Annotated in this window: 19 protein-coding genes; all 19 read left to right on the forward strand. The window is 29.6% G+C overall.

What is annotated here, in order from left to right; translation table 11 throughout:
- The first annotated feature begins 139 nt into the window (after nucleotides 1–139).
- The 19 genes from BR66_RS0121220 to BR66_RS0121315 all read left to right on the forward strand — a co-directional run bounded on the left by BR66_RS0121220 (nucleotide 140) and on the right by BR66_RS0121315 (nucleotide 13,692).
- Nucleotides 140–688 carry a DJ-1/PfpI family protein gene (locus tag BR66_RS0121220; RefSeq protein ID WP_026884717.1) on the forward strand — a complete coding sequence of 183 codons (549 nt, stop codon included), beginning with the start codon at nucleotides 140–142 and terminating at the stop codon, nucleotides 686–688.
- A 148-nt stretch (nucleotides 689–836) separates the two neighbouring features.
- Nucleotides 837–1,169, forward strand: a complete 333-nt coding sequence (gene cutA / locus BR66_RS0121225) for a divalent cation tolerance protein CutA (protein ID WP_026884718.1) — start codon at nucleotides 837–839, stop codon at nucleotides 1,167–1,169.
- Nucleotides 1,170–1,233: 64 nt separating this feature from the next.
- Nucleotides 1,234–2,865: an NAD-dependent epimerase/dehydratase family protein gene (locus BR66_RS25410; RefSeq protein ID WP_084156578.1), complete on the forward strand. Its 1,632-nt coding sequence runs from the start codon at nucleotides 1,234–1,236 to the stop codon at nucleotides 2,863–2,865.
- 22 nt (nucleotides 2,866–2,887) lie between these two features.
- Nucleotides 2,888–3,397, forward strand: coding sequence for a GNAT family N-acetyltransferase (locus tag BR66_RS0121240; protein ID WP_026884719.1), 510 nt, complete (start codon nucleotides 2,888–2,890; stop codon nucleotides 3,395–3,397).
- A gap of 152 nt (nucleotides 3,398–3,549) precedes the next feature.
- A complete protein-coding gene (locus BR66_RS26720) occupies nucleotides 3,550–3,726 on the forward strand; it encodes an HIT family protein (protein ID WP_341350085.1) in 177 nt (58 codons plus the stop codon).
- Nucleotides 3,727–3,731: 5 nt separating this feature from the next.
- A complete protein-coding gene (locus BR66_RS26725; RefSeq protein ID WP_341350086.1) occupies nucleotides 3,732–3,983 on the forward strand; it encodes an HIT family protein in 252 nt (83 codons plus the stop codon).
- A 64-nt stretch (nucleotides 3,984–4,047) separates the two neighbouring features.
- The gene (locus tag BR66_RS0121250; protein WP_026884720.1) at nucleotides 4,048–4,626 is read left to right on the forward strand and encodes a DJ-1/PfpI family protein; all 579 of its coding nucleotides are present in this window, start codon (nucleotides 4,048–4,050) and stop codon (nucleotides 4,624–4,626) included.
- Nucleotides 4,627–4,714: 88 nt separating this feature from the next.
- On the forward strand, nucleotides 4,715–5,224 hold the full coding sequence (locus tag BR66_RS0121255; protein ID WP_026884721.1) for a 2'-5' RNA ligase family protein: 510 nt from the start codon (nucleotides 4,715–4,717) through the stop codon (nucleotides 5,222–5,224).
- A gap of 42 nt (nucleotides 5,225–5,266) precedes the next feature.
- On the forward strand, nucleotides 5,267–5,743 hold the full coding sequence (locus tag BR66_RS0121260; protein WP_242841200.1) for a GNAT family N-acetyltransferase: 477 nt from the start codon (nucleotides 5,267–5,269) through the stop codon (nucleotides 5,741–5,743).
- Nucleotides 5,744–5,858: 115 nt separating this feature from the next.
- The gene (locus BR66_RS0121265) at nucleotides 5,859–6,611 is read left to right on the forward strand and encodes a hypothetical protein (protein ID WP_026884723.1); all 753 of its coding nucleotides are present in this window, start codon (nucleotides 5,859–5,861) and stop codon (nucleotides 6,609–6,611) included.
- An 88-nt stretch (nucleotides 6,612–6,699) separates the two neighbouring features.
- Nucleotides 6,700–7,194 (forward strand): SH3 domain-containing protein, encoded by a 495-nt coding sequence (locus BR66_RS0121270; protein WP_026884724.1) that lies wholly within the window; start codon nucleotides 6,700–6,702, stop codon nucleotides 7,192–7,194.
- 26 nt (nucleotides 7,195–7,220) lie between these two features.
- Nucleotides 7,221–7,565, forward strand: coding sequence for a cupin domain-containing protein (locus tag BR66_RS0121275; RefSeq protein WP_026884725.1), 345 nt, complete (start codon nucleotides 7,221–7,223; stop codon nucleotides 7,563–7,565).
- A 68-nt stretch (nucleotides 7,566–7,633) separates the two neighbouring features.
- Nucleotides 7,634–8,200, forward strand: coding sequence for a GNAT family N-acetyltransferase (locus tag BR66_RS0121285; RefSeq protein ID WP_026884726.1), 567 nt, complete (start codon nucleotides 7,634–7,636; stop codon nucleotides 8,198–8,200).
- 121 nt (nucleotides 8,201–8,321) lie between these two features.
- The gene (locus BR66_RS0121290) at nucleotides 8,322–8,702 is read left to right on the forward strand and encodes a hypothetical protein (protein WP_026884727.1); all 381 of its coding nucleotides are present in this window, start codon (nucleotides 8,322–8,324) and stop codon (nucleotides 8,700–8,702) included.
- Nucleotides 8,703–8,866: 164 nt separating this feature from the next.
- Nucleotides 8,867–9,619: an HAD-IA family hydrolase gene (locus tag BR66_RS0121295; RefSeq protein ID WP_035796851.1), complete on the forward strand. Its 753-nt coding sequence runs from the start codon at nucleotides 8,867–8,869 to the stop codon at nucleotides 9,617–9,619.
- A gap of 86 nt (nucleotides 9,620–9,705) precedes the next feature.
- On the forward strand, nucleotides 9,706–10,146 hold the full coding sequence (locus tag BR66_RS0121300; protein ID WP_026884729.1) for a MarR family winged helix-turn-helix transcriptional regulator: 441 nt from the start codon (nucleotides 9,706–9,708) through the stop codon (nucleotides 10,144–10,146).
- A gap of 12 nt (nucleotides 10,147–10,158) precedes the next feature.
- Nucleotides 10,159–10,965 carry an arsenite methyltransferase gene (gene arsM, locus BR66_RS0121305; RefSeq protein ID WP_026884730.1) on the forward strand — a complete coding sequence of 269 codons (807 nt, stop codon included), beginning with the start codon at nucleotides 10,159–10,161 and terminating at the stop codon, nucleotides 10,963–10,965.
- 31 nt (nucleotides 10,966–10,996) lie between these two features.
- Nucleotides 10,997–11,497 (forward strand): GNAT family N-acetyltransferase, encoded by a 501-nt coding sequence (locus BR66_RS0121310; RefSeq protein WP_026884731.1) that lies wholly within the window; start codon nucleotides 10,997–10,999, stop codon nucleotides 11,495–11,497.
- Between the two features lie 203 nt (nucleotides 11,498–11,700).
- A complete protein-coding gene (locus tag BR66_RS0121315; protein ID WP_026884732.1) occupies nucleotides 11,701–13,692 on the forward strand; it encodes a methyl-accepting chemotaxis protein in 1,992 nt (663 codons plus the stop codon).
- Nucleotides 13,693–13,840 lie beyond the last annotated feature (148 nt).

Here is a 13,840-nt window from a genome sequence, read left to right on the forward strand (position 1 = left end):
TTTAAAAGGTATAAAGTTCATCATAAATGAGTGATTATTGATAATATGTTGAAATTAGGCAGACAATAAATGTATAATTGTCAATAAAGGTTAATATAAAATAGGTGATATATGGTTTGTAAAGGAGTATGACTATTTAATGGGAAAAATTTTATGCTTTATTTATGATAATATGGTGGATTTTGAAATGACATTAGCTTGTCATTTAATAGGTAAAGAAATAGTTCCAATTGCTTATGAAATTAAGGTTATAAAAAGTACTTCGGGTATGTGCTATTATCCAATAACTACAGTTAAAGAAGCTGTGGAGTATAAAGATGTTGATGGTTTAAATGACGAGCAAAGACGTGAGTTAACAGAGCTCATAAATAAACTAAATGATCAAGGAAAACTATTATCTGCAATATGTGCAGGCCCACAGTATTTAGCTAGAGCAGGTATATTAAAAGAGAAAAAATATACCACTGCTTTAACTGAAGATAAGCTTAAGGAATATTTTCCTATGGTACAAGAAGATCCATTTCCAAGGGATACCTATGTAAATGAAAATGTAGTGAGAGATAATAATATTATTACGGCGGTGGGAAATGCCTTTATAGATTTTTCTATAGAAATACTGGACTATTTTGGTAAGTTTAATGATGAAGCAGAAAAGAAAAAATGTTCGAATCACTACAAAACGTATTGAGATCATAGGCTAAAAAATGATAGTAGATACTCTTCGTTAATGTTAATAAACTGAGCATTGGGTATATCATTTAATTTTATGGGGTACTGGATTGGATGTAATATATCAAAGATATACAGCGAAGAAAATGAAAGGAGAGATCATTATAATGGAATTTAAAGAAGTGAAAATTGAAATGTATGTTCCAGAAGAATATATCATAAAATTAAGAAATGAACTTAATAAAATAAAGGCAGGTAAAGTTGGGAATTATGATAATGTTATATCTATAACAAGGGTAAGAGGATATTGGAGACCATTAGAAGGCTCGGATCCCTTTAATGGTGAAGTTGGTAAAATATCTGAGGGCGAAGAATGTAAGATTGAAATAAGATGTAACAGAGAATACGTTAAGAATGCCATTAAAGTTATAAAAGAAATTCATCCTTATGAAGAACCACTAATTAATATTATCCCAATTGTAAACGAACTATTTGAATAGAAAATTTAATAATTTGTAACACCTTATGTAATAATGGTATTCAAATAGTAGAAGGAGTGTTTAAATGAAGTCTATTTTGGTTATGGGAGGAACTACGTTTGTAAGTAGTTCTTTGGCGAAATATCTTATTGAACAAGGTTATAATGTTGATATTCTTACAAGAGGAAATAAAAAAATAGATTATGATGGATTTAGAGAACATTTGATTTGTGATAGGAAATCAAGGAAGGAAATGCAAGAAGTTTTAAAGGGAAGAAAATATGAATTCATTTTTGATATATCTGCATATACAAAATATGATGTGGAGGTTTTGTTAAGTTCAACTTGTAATAGCCTATTAAAAAAGTATATATTTTGCTCATCAGGAGCAGTATATAAGCCAAGTAATGTTCTTATACAAGAATGCTTTGAAAAAGGAGAAAACCCTAACTGGGGAAAGTATGGTGTTAATAAAAAAGAAGCAGAGGATCTTGTTATAAATAGCGGACTTCCATACATGATTTTTAGACCTACATATATTTATGGTGAAAATAATAATTTATATAGAGAAGCATATTTTTTTGATAGGATTAGAAATAATAAAGCTATTCCGTTACCTTTTGGAAATAGTATTACAACTCAATTCATACATATTGATGATTTGATTAGAGTATTTGAAAGTTCAATGAATAACAAAAATGTTTCAAAGATATACAATGTTACAAATCCAGAAATAGTTTCTTGGGGAACTTTTATAACAAAATGTGGCGAAGTTGTAGGTAAAAGTCCTATCATAAAAAAAATAGATATAAACCGAATAAAATTGGCGTCAAGGTCATATTTCCCTTTTAGAGATGTAACATACATGCTTGATATAAAAAAATTGATAGAAGACGGTTTGTATATTCCTACAATTTCACTGGAAAAGGGATTAAAGCAAACATACCAGTGGTACATAGATAAAAATCCAAATTTGAATGATGTTAAAATGATGAGTAAAGTTGATGAATTAATGGTAGATTATAAATTAAATTTAGGAAAAGAAACTGAGCATTTTATAATTTATAATGCAGAAATAGACAGGACATGCCTCCATACAGTAGCACATGTTCTCGAAGATAATTATAGGAGAATTACAACAAATTATAAGCAAAAATTGCAAGAAAAAATAACTATTGAGATTTATTCAGGCCGTAACGAGCTTCATACTGCTTTAGGATTATCCAATGCACCGGATTGGATAAGAGGTGGAATCGGTGGTGGTAAAATTATAATAGCATCTCCTTTAAATCCACCACCAGGCTCAAATTTCGATAACGTGTTAAATACAGCGGTCCATGAGTTTACTCATATAATAGTAAATAAAATAAATGAGAATACACCAAGATGGCTTAATGAGGGAATCGCTGGTTATGAAGCAAAAGATAATGATGCAAAATGGATAAGGGAAACCGTTAAGAATGGATTACTAAAAAATTGTATTCCTACATTCAAAGATCTAGATACTGGCGAGGATTATGAAACGTTTTTTAAGCTCAATGGGTATCAATACTCATACACCATAATAGAATCAATAATTGAAGAGTTTGGTTACAATAAGCTATATGATTTAATAAAAAAACCAAATAACTTTGTAGATATTTTTGGTATAACAGAGAAAAAAATGCAAAGTAAATGGATGGAATATATTAAAAACAATTATCTTTGCACCTCATAAAATAATACTAGGGAGGAATGTTATGAGATTATTAAGACCATCTATGGAATATAAAGAGCAGGTTTTAGAGTACAAAAAAGGATTTATGGAAAACGGTGATGATATGGCGGGAGCATCATATTTGCAAAACTATGATGTTTATGAAGAATGGATAAAGTTTGTACTAGATAACGAAAAAGAGAATACAAAACATACTGAGGTAACTGCAAATGTGTTCCTGGCAATAAGGGAAGAAGATAACAGTTTAGTTGGTATGATTAATCTAAGGCATTCATTAAATGAATATTTATATAATTACGGAGGGCATATTGGCTATAGTGTAAGAAAAATTGAACGCAGAAAAGGTTATGCTACGGAAATGCTGAAAATTACATTGGATGAATGTAGAAAATTGGAAATGAAAAAAGTATTAATTACATGTGATTCTGATAATATTGCTTCTGCAAAGACAATAAAATCTTGTGGTGGAATATTTGAAAATGAAGTACACGAGGATGAAGGATTAGTTCAGAGATATTGGATTGAACTATGAGCATTCACCTCAAATCTTGATATTTCCATAGTTATATATTTATGTTACGATTTAACTAAGGTATATAATGCGATTTATGATGCAGTAGTATTTTAAGTTGCTTTGGAATCATAATATAGAACTGAACCGATATCGGCAGTGGGGAGATTTGTATGTGCACAGTATGTGATAGAATTCAAGAAACCATTGAAGGTAAAAACAGATATTTTGTTAAGGAGTTAGAAACTGGTTATGTCATATTAGGGGATTATCAACGTTTTAAAGGATATACTTTATTTTTATGCAAGGTACATGCTACTGAAATACATTTTTTAGAAACAAGTTCCTAAATGAAATGTCATTAGTAGCTGAGGCTACATACAATGCATTTAAGCCCGATAAATTAAATTATGAGTTATTAGGGCAAGGAGAAGGAATATATATTCATTGGCATTTATTCCTAAGGTGTGCTGCGGATACACCAAATCCTGGACCTGTTTGGAAATTATTAAAAGAGGAAATGTATAGTGAAAAGTATATACCGTCTGATGAAGAACTAGAAGAAATGAAAAAGAGTTTAAAAACAGAGTTAAAGAAATTGCTTTAAATTATTTGAGTAGAAAGATATTTATGTGACGATAAAATATCAAATAAAAATATGGAGGCGGCAAATGAAAACATTACTTTTTTTAGCTAAGGGATTTGAAACAATGGAATTTAGTGTATTTGTAGATGTTATGGGCTGGGCAAGAAATGATTATGGATATGATGTTCCAGTAGTAACTTGTGGATTTCATAAACAAGTTAAAAGTACATTTAATATTCCTGTATTAGTAGATAAAACAATAGATGAAATTAATGTTGATGACTATGATGCACTAGCCATTCCTGGTGGATTTGAAGAATTTGGATTTTATGAAGAAGCTTATGATGAGCGCTTTCTGAATTTAATAAGAAAGTTTGATTCAAAAGGAAAAATTATTGCTACTATTTGTGTGGCAGCGTTGCCAGTGGGTAAAAGCGGAGTTTTAAAAAATCGTAAAGCTACTACATATCATCTAAGAGATGCATATAGGCAAAAACAGTTAAAAGAATTTGGTGTTAATGTTTTAAATGAACCAATTGTAGTTGATAAAAATATTATTACTTCGTATTGCCCAGAAACAGCTCCTTATGTGGCATTTAAACTTTTAGAAATGCTTACATCAAGGGAAAAAATGGAGAGTGTAAAAACTGCTATGGGATTTTAGTAAAATGAAAAGATGATTAAGGATAGATTTAAGGTAAATCTTTCAACATATGCTGTGGAGCAAAGTTCATTTACAGAGGAGGGATTTTTTGAAAAGATCAGTAATCTTATTTCCTAAATTCAACAACTACAATAGTATAAATAGCATAAGAGAAAAGTATTACCCACTCGTAAAGTGCATCCCACCTCATATCACTATCGTTTTCCCGTTTGAAAGTAATATATCCACTAATGAGTTAAATGAGCATTTTAAGGAATCATTGAAAGGAATAAAAAAGTTTGATATCCAATTGAAGGATATCACAGGTGATTTTAGAGATGGTTTTTTATTTCTTAATGTGAAGAAGGGAAATGACAATATAATTGAATTACACGATAAATTATACAGTGGGATATTACAGAATTTTTTAATCAAGAAGATAACATATTGTCCTCACTTAACTGTGGGTAGATTGAAGGAGCAGAAAGAGTTTGATAATGTAATCAATGAATTAAGTTGTTTTAGTGGAAAATTTAAGACAGTAATTGACAAAATATTTGTAGAAAATATCGATATTAATGAAAAATCCATTATAGAGTTTTCATTTGGTTTAGAATAAAGCCTATATTGCAAGAAAAAAATATTTCGTAAGGAGAAATTAATGAGTGAAATTAGCAAGATGAATATTAAGTTTAAAGAAATTGATATAACAAATTATCAGAAATGTATAGACCTTAAGTTAAGTGAAGAACAGAACAAATTTGTCGCATCCAATATGTTTTCTTTAGTCCAAGCGGCATATGAACCTAATTTATATCCATTAGGTATTTACAATGAAAATATAATGATTGGTTTCATTTTATACGATTTTGATGTTGAACTGAAAGGATGGTCGATGAGCAGATTTATGGTAGATGTGAAATATCAAAACCAAGGAATGGGGAAAGTGGCTTTACAAAAATTTATGAAATTTATTTTAAACAAATATGGTCATATACAACTTTATACAAGTGCTGAAGTTGATAATCCAGTTGCTATTGCTCTGTATTCGAAATTGGGTTTTGAAAAAAAAGAAGTGTTTAAATATGAATCGGGTGGAAGAACTTACAAAGAAGTCAGAATGATTGCTCAGCTTTAATAGATCATTTCTGGAGAGAATATATTATACAAAATAAATATTATATTGAAATTTACCAGCACTGCTATAAGTTCCTTCCATATAATCCAATCTAGAGGAAAGGAAAAAATATCTTATGTTAGAAAAAATTGATTTGAAAATACTAGCCGCTATGTTTAGGAAAAATAATAATGATGAAATACATTATGAATTTGTTCGTGCTCCATTTTTAGAAGAGATAAATAGAGGTAATTGTACGGAAATTATTAAAACAAATAATTTGGTGCAGGTTTTGACGGCAATGGCTTATCATAATGATTTTCAGCAGTCGCCAGTTCAGATAGATCTTAAGGTAGGTATGAATTTAATTGAATTTATAACCGTGCCAACAGTTAGGTTGATACCAAGTATTTTTGAAAAGGTTAGGGCTTTTACATATAATAAAAAGTTTTATGGCGTGTGGGCAAGTAATCTACGTCCAGAAGCAAAATTAGCATATGAGCAATTATGTAAAGAAAATAATATAGATAGCAGCCTTAAATCAATATTTAGGGATAATAATCATAGAAATAGCCCACTCCATCAGCAAAGGGGAATAGCAATTGAAATAAAAACACAAGAATATATAGAAAACATGCATGATAGTCTAAATGATAACTTTATTATTTATTTACTATCTGAATGCAATAAAAATAATGGGGATTTTGGACTTCCTTTATCGGGTTGGAGAATAGATGAAATAGAAAATTGTAAACACTTTTCAAATTTAAAAAAGGTTTTTAATAGAGTATTTCTAGTTGGTTCAGGAGAAGAGTGGCAATCATCACATCTTATTGTTATGCAACCTAAAATACAAATGATTAACAACCTATTATTAAGTTATAGATAAATATAGACTATTTTAAGTTTGTTCAAAATCGTATTTGGGACAAAACTGAGGAAGTTTGGTTTGGAAAACTGGAGGTTAAAATTGATTTATGAATAAAAAACATTATAAATTGATTAAACTTAATAAAACAATAATGGTAGTTTTATTATGTTTAATTACTTTGTCTGTATTGGGGATTTATAAAGCTATTAATTATCAGAAAAATGCAATTGAAGCGGGTACCAAGGAGACGATAAATAAGAAAAATAAAGATATTAGCATTTCTTATAGAATTACCTTTTTAAATAAAATAAGTGGTGTTAATTCTGATATTATAAATGCAGCTGTGCAAGGTATGTTTGATTACGAATCTAAGGAAGATAATATTTTTAAAAACAGAAGTAATGATTATGTACTTATTATGGATGCAAAAAAAACTTGGTGGGATACTTGGAAAGTGTATTTTGTTTCAAAGGAAAAAGAAACTGATACTTATCCTTCAATTGGATATAGTTTTGTTACTGTACAAAAACAAAAATCCGGAGATTATAAAGGATTTATAATAAATTCTGGAGGTCCAATAATAAAAGCAGGTGCAAAGTAATGAGTTTGATATAATGGGGTGATTATATGAAAGATTTTCCAGAGTTTATGAAGAATGAAAATAACCATATCAGCGGTAATCAGCAAAATACAAAAGATATTGATGGCTATTTTTTTCAGGGTAAAGATGATAGTCAAATGGCTTTTTGGACATGTTATTCTGATAAAATTTCTAAAGAACATAAACACGAATTTGATGAGTATATGGTTTGTGTTTGTGGACAATATACTGTTACTATGAATGGAGTAGATTTTGTTTTAAATGCAGGTGATGAAATATTTATTCCAAAAGGTACAATGCAAGGTGGAAAATGCATTGCGGGTACAAGGACAATTCATGCGTTTGGAGGAAAAAGAATTCATGAAGACTAAAATAGCAAATATTTTTAAATCCATATATTTAACCTGCGAATTGTTTGCAGAAATTGGGGGAGGGCATAATGCGAAATATTTATGAAGAATGTCCGATATATAAAAATAACATAATAACATTAAGGCAAACAATGATGGATGATGCTGAGGAATTATTAGAGTGTTATTCAGATGAAAAAGGAGTAATGTTTTTGAATTCTGATAATTGTGATGGAGATGATTTTCACTATACTACAATTGAAACAATGAAACAGGCAATCGAGTTTTGGGAGTTTTCGTATAAAAACAAATATTTTGTAAGATGGACAATAATTTTCAATGATACAAGGGAGAAAATTGGCACTATCGAAATGTTTCATAGAGTTGAAGAGGATGAATTTAATCACTATGGAGTACTTCGAATTGATCTGAAAACTAATTATGAAACAAAATTAGTTATTGAAAATATTTTAGAAACTGTTAATGAAAATTTTTACGAGGTGTTTAATGTGGAAGCTATTCTTACAAAAGCAATTCCAGATGCTACTAATAGGATTCACTCACTATTAAAAAAAGGATACAGACCAATTAATAGAAAATTTATGATATATAATGATTATTTCGTAAATAGAGAAAAACAGAAGGAAGTTATATAAAAAAATCAAATTAATGTTATAATTATAAAAACATTATAATAAGGGACACTAATAAATATGATAAAGATATAATTGAAATTAAAATACAAAAAGTTTATAATGATAGCTAGGCGGTGAATAAATGGAAAGCGATAAAACATTTGAACTTTTAACCAAGATGTATGGACAAATCAATAATCGTTTTGACTCAATGGAAAAAAGTATGAGTGAAGTAAAGCATGATATGGATAGTGTTAAACAAGATATAAAGAATATATATACTAAAATAGAAGTTGATATAGATGATAAGTTAAAATCCCTTGTGGATGGTTATAAAGTTAATTACGAAATAACTGCTGAAATAAGATGTAAAGTTGAAGAAAATTCAAAAGGCATTTATGATTTAAATATGGGTTTATCAGAAATAAAAGATGATGTTAATTATATTGCTAATAAAACTATTATACAGGATGGTAGGCTTAATAGACTAGACAAGGAAATTAAGAATCATTTAAACATATAGAGTTACTGGACTAAGAGAAAAAGCAGTAGCAAACATAATTATAAAGCTACAGAAAATTCGGGTGAATGCCAAGGATTCTGTAGCTTTATTTTTTTCAGAAAAAACAAATACAACATTAAGGATAAAATGTACAATAAGTTATATTACAACGAGAGGTGAGAATAATGCAATTAAATAAAGGTAAAAAAACATTATCTTTTGATAAACATAAAATTAAAGCCATTTTAATTGATTCAGGTACAGTGTTAAATGCACCAGTGACCGGTGAATGGTTTATATCACCTAATTTTTTTAGCTATGTAGATAAAAAAAATTACAATTCAATATCAGCCTCACAAAAGAGGCAAGCATTTATAAAAGCAGGAGAATATATTAGTGATCAAAATCTTATTATTAATGAAAAAGAAGAATACAAACATTTTGTTGAATATTACAGGATATTTTCTAAGTACATGCCTCAATTACAACTACATAATAAACAGATACAAGCTATTGCCAAGGATTTGGTGTATAACTACTACAAATATAGTTTTTATAAGGATGTTTTTAAGTTCATACCGGAATTAAGTAAAAAATACAAATTAGCAGTTGTATCAGATGCATGGCCATCACTTGAGACTGTTTTTAGGAAAGCTAATTTAATGGAGTATTTTTCATCGTTTGTTATATCTTCAGTTAAGGGAGTGACAAAACCAAATGAGTTGATGTATAAGACAGCACTTGAGGAACTTAAAATTTCTGCTGAAGAAGCCATCTTTATTGATGATAGTATAAAAAATTGTGATGGAGCAATAGAACTTGGTATTAGCTCATTTGTATTGTGTAGAGATTGGAGAATATATATCTACAACAAGGTTACCCATAGAGACTATAATATTATTAGAAATCTAAAAGATGTTAGAAAACTATTAAATTAAATTATAGGCTTATTAGTGAATATTATTTATATATAATAGCTGCAATATACAACAGTTTCATGATACAATCAAATAGAGGTGAGCAAATGGAGAACAAAGAGAGTAATTATTTACGTGAGTTAATCAGATTATTGGTAAGAGAATTAGGTATTTTAGAAAAGGGAGACTCAAACTGCTCAGGAGTTACCATATCACAATGTCATGCTATTGTGGAGGTTGGAAGATCAGGAGAAATTTCATTAAATGAACTTTCTGAAATTTTAACTCTTGATAAAAGCACAATGAGTAGAACTATAAATAAACTAGTGGAAGACGGTTTAGTAGCCAGGGAATTGCACCAAGAGGATAGAAGATATATAACCATAAAATTAACCCGTAGTGGAACAAAAATATTCGAAAATATAGAAGCAACTATGGGGAAGTACTACAATGACATTTTTATGAATATTCAAGAGGATAAAAGGCAGCAGGTACTTGAGAGTTTAAAACTATTAACAAAAGCTGTAAATATAAACAAAAATTGTTAGGAGGAGTAATCTATGAAGGTTAATATTAAAAATGAAGTGAAATCATATTATGGAAATATAGCTAAACGAGTAAATTCTAAATCCAAAAACGCATGTGGGTGTGGAAGTGATACTACAAATAATTCAAAATTATATACAAAAGATTTTATTCAAGGATTACCAGATGAAGTTGTTAATGCTTCACTTGGATGTGCAAACCCTGTTGTACTTGCAAATCCACAAAAGGGAGAAGTTGTTTTAGATTTAGGAAGTGGTGGTGGAATTGACGTATTCATTTCATCTAAATATGTAGGCGAAACAGGAAAAGTTTATGGTCTTGATATGACAGATGAAATGCTTAAATTAGCCAATGATAATAAAGAAAAAATTGGAGTAAACAATGTACAATTTATAAAAGGATACATTGAAGATATTCCACTTAATAATGAAACCATAAACGTTGTTACATCAAATTGTGTTATAAACCTTTGTGAAAGTAAAGAAGATGCTTTAAGGGAAGCTTACAGAGTATTAAAAAAGGGTGGAAGGCTTGCAATTGCTGATGTTGTTATGCTTAAAGATATACCGGAAAGTATAAAGCAGAGTGTAGAAATGTGGGTAGGTTGCATTGCAGGTGCATTACCAGTTAAAGAGTATAATAGAATCCTTGCAAAGATAGGGTTTAAAGATATTGAAATTACGCCAGTAAATATATATACAAAGGAAATTATAGAAGATATAGCTAAGCAGAAAAACTTAGGTGATGTATATAGTAAAATAGACTCTGATCTTGTTGACGGAGCTTTTGCAGGAGCACATGTGAAGGCATATAAGCTCTAAAAGTTCGATAATAATAGAGGAGGGAATACAAATGGATTATAATATTAAGGAAATGACTGAGACTGATTGGCAGGGAGTAGTAAAGGTTTATTCAGAAGGTATAAATACAGGTAAAGCTACATTTCAAACTGAGTTACCAAGCTTAGAAGAATGGGATGATAGTCATATTAAAACTTGCAGGCTAGTAGCACATTTGGGTAATATAGTAATTGGTTGGTGTGCATTAAGCCCAACTTCTAGCAGATGTGTTTACGCAGGAGTTGCGGAAGTTAGCATATATATAGGGGAAGAATATAGAGGAAAAGGCATAGGAAAGGCACTGCTAACCAATTTAGTTAAATTATCTGAAGAAAATGGATTTTGGACTTTGCAATCAGGAATAATTAAAGAAAACCTAGGTAGCATAGTTTTACATAAAAGCTGCGGGTTTAGAGAAATAGGAATAAGAGAAAAAATAAGTAAAATGAGTAGTGGTGAGTGGCATGATGTGATTTTAATGGAGCGAAGAAGCAAGATAATTGGAAGAGATTAACAACAAAGCAATGTAATTTCAAAAACATATAAAAATAACTTCAATATTGAAAGATGGAAAAAAATGTAATTAATAAATTAATCAACCTTTTTTATAATTTGGTATTTTCAAAAAAACATGTAAAGTTATATCAATTTATGTCGAAAAATAACATATCATGATATATAATATACATGAGCCGAATGTGAAGTGGGGGGATAATAATGAAAATAAATTTAAATAGTATCCGGAGTAAATTAATTCTTAGTTTAGTATCAATTTGTGTGATTCCACTAATTATATTAGGTGTTGGTTCATATATTCAATCAAAATCAATTCTTAGTCAAAAATTAACGGTGACAAGCGTGCAAACGCTTACGGAAGTAAATGATGGTTTATCTTCATATTTTGGTGGATTTAAAGAGATGGTTTCAACCATGTCCAGTAATTATGATTTCATTAATATTGACTCAAGTAATAATTTAATAGGCGTACCGGATCTGCTAAAAGGTATAAAAGAGAGTAATTCGGATATATTTAGTACTTATTATGGAACCGAGAGTGGAAAATTCAACATATATCCAAGTAAAGAAATGCCAGCTGGATATAGTGCAACAGTAAGGCCTTGGTATAAAATGGCGTTAGAACATAAGGGCAAAGTGATAGTAACACTACCTTTTAAAGATGCTCAAACAGGTCAAAATGTTGTTTCTTTGGCAAAAACAGTTGAAAAAGATGGTAAAGTAATTGGCGTTGCAGCCATGAATATCTCATTAAATACACTTGTAAATAAAATATCTGCGAAGAAAGTTGGAACTTCAGGTTATATTTTTATTTCTGATGTAAATGGGAATATTATTGCTCACCCTGAAAAAAGCCTTATTGGTACAAATCAAGCATCTAAACTATCATTTTGGAATCAGGCTAAATCTAGTAATAATGGATTTGTTGCATATACATACAATGGTTCAAAAAAATTCGGATTATATCAGACAAATAGTCTCACGGGCTGGAAATTAGTAGCAACATTAGCCAACAGTGAATTAACTAATGATACAAATTCAATACTCTATGTTACATTATTGGTACTAGTAGTAATGGGATTACTTGCAACATTTATGGCTTTTATATTAAGTAAAGGAATATCCCAAAATATCAAAAAGCTAAAAGAAGTATTTGCCAAAGCTTCAGATGGTGATTTAACCGTAGATATAAGTGTATCCACAAAAGACGAATTCAAAGATTTGTCTATATCATTTAATTCTATGATGAAAAACATATCAAATCTTATGAATAGTGTTACAAAGTCATCGAACACGGTGCTAGATACATCTACAAGTCTTGCAAGTATGTCAGAGGAAGTAACGGCATCAATTAGTGAAGTCGCAAAGGCAATAGAGGATGTTGCTAATGGAGCAACGGAACAGGCACAAAATGCTCAAAAGGGAGTATCATCCATGGAGAATTTATCAAGCAAATTAGATAAAATTAGTATAAACTCCAATGAAATGGATGAAATTTCAAATGATACTAAAGATTTGGGATCAAAAGGATTGCATATGATAGATACATTAATAGAAAAATCAAACAGAACTAAAAAATCAACCAAAGAGGTTAACGATATTGTTGAAGATATGAATGAAAGCACTAAGCAGATAAATGCTATATCTGAAACACTAGCAAGTATAACAGAACAAACCAATCTTTTATCATTAAATGCAAGTATAGAATCTGCCCGTGCAGGTGAGGCAGGTAAAGGGTTTGCTGTTGTTGCAGGTGAGATAAGAAAACTGGCTGACCAATCAAAAAAATCCACAGAGGAAATTAAAAACATAATAACGAGTATACAGAAAAAATCAGATATAGCAGTTGGAGCAATTAAATCTACTGAAAGCATAGTGAATGAGCAGGAGATAGCAGTTGGTGAAACTAAAGATATATTTAGTGAAATCCTAAAATCCATTAATGTAATGATTAAAAAAGTTGATGAAGTAAAGCTATCTATTATAGATATAAATGAAAAAAAACAATCTACAGTATCAGAAATTCAAAACATCTCATATATATCTGAACAAACGGCTTCTGCTTCAGAGGAAGTTACAGCATCAACAGAAGAAATAACGGCAACTATGGAAGAATTCACAAGATATTCAAGCAATCTTAAAACATTAGCAGAACAATTAGAGGCTGAAATAAATAAATTCAAAATTAATTAGTAAATCTAATATTAGTAGCAAGGTTATTGATTTATTTTCTACAAAATTATATAGCTCTAAGTTTAATCATTATAATATGGTTAAACTTGGAGCTATAATCATTCTCGGATAATTTGAATTAAATTGTATTATAACTTAATATTTTATA

Origin of the sequence: Clostridium akagii DSM 12554 (assembly GCF_000686725.1) — a bacterium.
Lineage (GTDB): Bacteria > Bacillota > Clostridia > Clostridiales > Clostridiaceae > Clostridium_I > Clostridium_I akagii.

Excerpts from the sequence above, each read along its gene's own strand:
- BR66_RS0121220 (WP_026884717.1), top strand. The coding sequence starts at position 140 with ATGGGAAAAATTTTATGCTTTATTTATGATAATATGGTGGATTTTGAA.
- cutA (WP_026884718.1), top strand. The coding sequence starts at position 837 with ATGGAATTTAAAGAAGTGAAAATTGAAATGTATGTTCCAGAAGAATAT.
- BR66_RS25410 (WP_084156578.1), top strand. The coding sequence starts at position 1,234 with ATGAAGTCTATTTTGGTTATGGGAGGAACTACGTTTGTAAGTAGTTCT.
- BR66_RS0121240 (WP_026884719.1), top strand. The coding sequence starts at position 2,888 with ATGAGATTATTAAGACCATCTATGGAATATAAAGAGCAGGTTTTAGAG.
- BR66_RS26720 (WP_341350085.1), top strand. The coding sequence starts at position 3,550 with ATGTGCACAGTATGTGATAGAATTCAAGAAACCATTGAAGGTAAAAAC.
- BR66_RS26725 (WP_341350086.1), top strand. The coding sequence starts at position 3,732 with ATGTCATTAGTAGCTGAGGCTACATACAATGCATTTAAGCCCGATAAA.
- BR66_RS0121250 (WP_026884720.1), top strand. The coding sequence starts at position 4,048 with ATGAAAACATTACTTTTTTTAGCTAAGGGATTTGAAACAATGGAATTT.
- BR66_RS0121260 (WP_242841200.1), top strand. The coding sequence starts at position 5,267 with ATGAGTGAAATTAGCAAGATGAATATTAAGTTTAAAGAAATTGATATA.
- BR66_RS0121265 (WP_026884723.1), top strand. The coding sequence starts at position 5,859 with ATGTTAGAAAAAATTGATTTGAAAATACTAGCCGCTATGTTTAGGAAA.
- BR66_RS0121270 (WP_026884724.1), top strand. The coding sequence starts at position 6,700 with ATGAATAAAAAACATTATAAATTGATTAAACTTAATAAAACAATAATG.
- BR66_RS0121275 (WP_026884725.1), top strand. The coding sequence starts at position 7,221 with ATGAAAGATTTTCCAGAGTTTATGAAGAATGAAAATAACCATATCAGC.
- BR66_RS0121285 (WP_026884726.1), top strand. The coding sequence starts at position 7,634 with ATGCGAAATATTTATGAAGAATGTCCGATATATAAAAATAACATAATA.
- BR66_RS0121290 (WP_026884727.1), top strand. The coding sequence starts at position 8,322 with ATGGAAAGCGATAAAACATTTGAACTTTTAACCAAGATGTATGGACAA.
- BR66_RS0121295 (WP_035796851.1), top strand. The coding sequence starts at position 8,867 with ATGCAATTAAATAAAGGTAAAAAAACATTATCTTTTGATAAACATAAA.
- BR66_RS0121300 (WP_026884729.1), top strand. The coding sequence starts at position 9,706 with ATGGAGAACAAAGAGAGTAATTATTTACGTGAGTTAATCAGATTATTG.
- arsM (WP_026884730.1), top strand. The coding sequence starts at position 10,159 with ATGAAGGTTAATATTAAAAATGAAGTGAAATCATATTATGGAAATATA.
- BR66_RS0121310 (WP_026884731.1), top strand. The coding sequence starts at position 10,997 with ATGGATTATAATATTAAGGAAATGACTGAGACTGATTGGCAGGGAGTA.
- BR66_RS0121315 (WP_026884732.1), top strand. The coding sequence starts at position 11,701 with ATGAAAATAAATTTAAATAGTATCCGGAGTAAATTAATTCTTAGTTTA.